This window comes from Geminicoccus sp. (assembly GCF_035556675.1).
GTDB lineage: Bacteria > Pseudomonadota > Alphaproteobacteria > Geminicoccales > Geminicoccaceae > Geminicoccus.
Genome location: NZ_DATMFZ010000104.1, coordinates 1 through 3,168 on the forward strand (window position 1 = coordinate 1; position 3,168 = coordinate 3,168).

General features: G+C 63.6%; 4 protein-coding genes. 1 reads left to right on the top strand and 3 read right to left on the bottom strand.

The window, feature by feature from the left end:
* Positions 1–904 (top strand): IS1595 family transposase (locus tag VNS22_RS08190; protein ID WP_325731410.1); only part of this gene is annotated, 904 nt, incomplete at its 5' end.
* Between the two features lie 451 nt (positions 905–1,355).
* Here the strand turns inward: VNS22_RS08190 and VNS22_RS08195 are convergent.
* The 3 genes from VNS22_RS08195 to VNS22_RS08205 form a co-directional block, all read right to left on the bottom strand.
* A complete protein-coding gene (locus tag VNS22_RS08195; RefSeq protein WP_325731412.1) occupies positions 1,356–1,769 on the bottom strand; it encodes a hypothetical protein in 414 nt (137 codons plus the stop codon).
* A gap of 184 nt (positions 1,770–1,953) precedes the next feature.
* A complete protein-coding gene (gene dhaL / locus VNS22_RS08200; RefSeq protein WP_325731414.1) occupies positions 1,954–2,583 on the bottom strand; it encodes a dihydroxyacetone kinase subunit DhaL in 630 nt (209 codons plus the stop codon).
* Positions 2,584–2,592: 9 nt separating this feature from the next.
* On the bottom strand, positions 2,593–3,168 hold a 576-nt coding region (locus tag VNS22_RS08205), incomplete at its 5' end, for a dihydroxyacetone kinase subunit DhaK (protein ID WP_325731416.1).

Genomic DNA, 3,168 nt, shown 5'->3' on the forward strand with positions numbered 1-3,168 from the left:
GGCCCGGATGACGGACGAGGAAGCCTATGACGTGTTCCGCAAGCTGCGTTGGCAGGCCACAAAGGGCGAAGCCGTTTGCCCGCGCTGTGGATGTGCAGCGTGCTACGAGTTCAAGAGCCGTCGCATCTTCAAGTGCAAGGCGTGCCTGCACCAGTTCACCGTCACCAGCTCAACGATTTTCGCCAGCCGCAAGCTGCCGATCCGCACCTACCTGCTGGCCATCGCCATCAGCGTGAACGCGGTGAAGGGCTTGAGCGCCTTGCAGTTGAGCCGCGATCTGGACGTGCAGGCCAAGACTGCCTTCGTCCTGGCCCACAAGATCCGTGAGAGCATGAGCGCCGATCAGGACCGCTACTCACCGGCAGGCGTCGTGGAGATCGATGGCTGCCACGTCGGCGGGCACATTCGCCAGGAGAACCGCAAGGAAGACCGGAAGGACCGGCGGCTGGCTCAGCACCAGACGGGTAAGCGACGCGTGGTTATCGTCATGCGCGAGCGCGGAGGCCGCACGCTGCCGTTCGTGGTGCGGTCGGAGAACGAGGCAGTGCCAACCATCGTCCGTCGTGTGCAGGCCGGTAGCACGGTTCATGCCGATGAAGCGGCTTCCTGGGACGACCTACACGCCAAGTTTGAGGTGAGCCGCATCAACCACCAGATCGCGTTCTCGGACGACGGCGCCTGCACCAATCAGGCCGAAAGCTTCTTCAGTCGGCTGCGTAGGGCCGAGTACGGCCAGCACCACCACTTGAGCGGGCCATACCTGCGGTTCTACGCGGGCGAGATGGCGTGGCGGGAGGACATGCGCCGGGAGAGCAATGGGGTGCAGTGGGAGCGGGTAATCGTCGGAGCGCTATCACATGCCAAGAGTCGGAACTGGTGCGGGTATTGGCAGCGGGCGGCTTGACGGTAAAACCGGATACGGATCAAGCTCTGTGCGTTCTACAAATGAGGAGGCTCAGAAATTGGACGTACAGCAATACCGTCAAGCGCTTAAGATATCAGGCGGCGCAACAGTAGAAGAGCTTCTGATTCTCTTAATATACCATCAGGATCAACAGTACAAAGCACAACAAGCTATGATTGATGGTCTAAAGAAGCTGACTGCGACGGTTGATAATCTGTTTCGCGAGATACGGGCTGAACGTGCCCAGTCAGGTCGTTAAGACGGCGCCACCATTCTTCGGTAGGGACATCAGGGTTCCGTTCAATGTCCAAACCAAATTCATAACTGGCTTTTCCGTATAGGCCGGCGAAGTAACGGTCTGCGAAGTCTGGCGGATTAAGAGGCATCTTGCCCTCGTTACGGTATAAAGCTCTCAGCATTGTATCTCAAATAATCTAAAAATAATAGCTCTTTATATCAACTCCCACCTGACGATCCTGTTATCCCCAGGTACCCGCCGCACCAGTTCCCCTTCCTTGCGCTTGAGGTAGGGGCTCACTGAGCGTTCTACACGGTTCACCATGCGCTCCTCCATCCCGAGCTTGGCGATGACTGCCTTGGATATCTCCCAGGCAGTGAGGGGGTCGTCGGCCGTGCGCAGGACTTCAAGAGTGTAGCGGAACAGGTCAGGGACGATGGGCTTGCGGCCACGTTGCCTGGGTTTGATGCCAGTGGGGTCGGCGGTGGGGTCCAAATAGGTGATAACGGCGTCGATGTGCGTCAGCATCGTACGCAGACGTGCCAGATCATCTTCCAGCTTCAGGATGTCACCGGCCAGGGTTGCACGCTGGCGGGTCAGTTCGGAGATCGTGTGGGAAGGAGCCATGCCAGGGATGATAGTGGGCAGGCTTGGAAATTAAGATTGGCGGTAAGGTGTGTTTGCTACCTAAGTCCGCACTTTTGCACGAACGAACCCGAGCCGCCCGGCTCCTGTCCCGACGAAACGAATCCGACGACCGACCATCCGCCGGCAGCAGGGCCGGAGCCGGCTGCCGGCGGGATGGGTTGGCTCAGCCTTCGATCGTGCTGGCGAAGGCGTCCAGGATGATGGTCACCGAGATGGCACCCGGGTCAGGATGGCCCAGCGCCCGGTCGCCCAGCGTGCGCGCCCGGCCGAACTGGGCGACCATGTCCTTGGTACGCTCCACCCCTTCCCCAGCGGCCGTGGCGGCGGCGCGGGCCGCGGCCGGCAGGCCGGCGGCGGCATTGGCCCGGGCCGCCTCGGCAGCCGGCGCCAGCGCATCGAGCATGGTCTTGTGCCCGGGCTCGGCCTTGCCGCGCGCCTGCACCGCCTTCTGCCCCTCGGCCAGCGCCGTGGCGAAGCCCTCGGCGTCCAGCACGTCCGCCGTCAGCACCTTGCCGGCCCCGGTGAACAGCGTGCCGAACACCGCACCCGAGGCGCCGCCGCTGGTGCTGACGATCGCCATGCCGACCGACTTGAACAGGTCGCCCACCGTGGCGGCCGGCTTCTTGTCCAGCGCCTCCTTGGCCGCCTTCATGCCGCGCGCCATGCCGAGCCCATGGTCACCGTCGCCGATCGCCTGGTCGGCCTTGGTCAGCCGCTCGGTGGACGCGATGATCGCATCGGCGGCCGCGACGAGTGCGGCCTTGGTCTGGTCGACGGTCAGGCGGTCGGACATCGGGAAACCTCAACGCTGGGTGAAAGGAAGCGATTCGCAGGGCGCCTCGATCAGGCGCTCGAGCTCGTCGTCGAGACGGATCAGGGTAATCGAGAAGCCCGCCATCTCCTGGGAGGTGAAGTACGCGCCGATGTCGGTGCGCGCCACCTCGATCCCCTTGTCCTGGAGGATCTGCCGGGCCTTCCGGTTGACGATCAGCAGTTCCATCTGGGTGGTCGCCCCCAGATTGTTCAGCAGCATGGCGACCCGGTCGCCCCGCTGGAACGGCAGGTCGTTCACCAGCCGGTCGATCATCTTCGCGGTCAGCTCGTCGGCCGGCATCAGGGCCGACCGTTCCACGCCTGGCTCGCCATGCACGCCGAGACCGATCTCGATCTCGCCTTCGCCCAGCTCGAAGGTCGGCTCGCCCGTCTCGGGCAGCGAGCCCGCCCGCACCGCCACGCCGATCGTGCGGGTAGCGGCCTGGGCCTTGCGCACCACCGCCTCGGCCTCGTCCAGCGACTTCGCCTCGGCACAGGCGGCCCCGGCGATCTTGACGATGTAGAAGGCCCCGCCGATCCCGCGCCGGTCCTCCGGCTTGTCGGT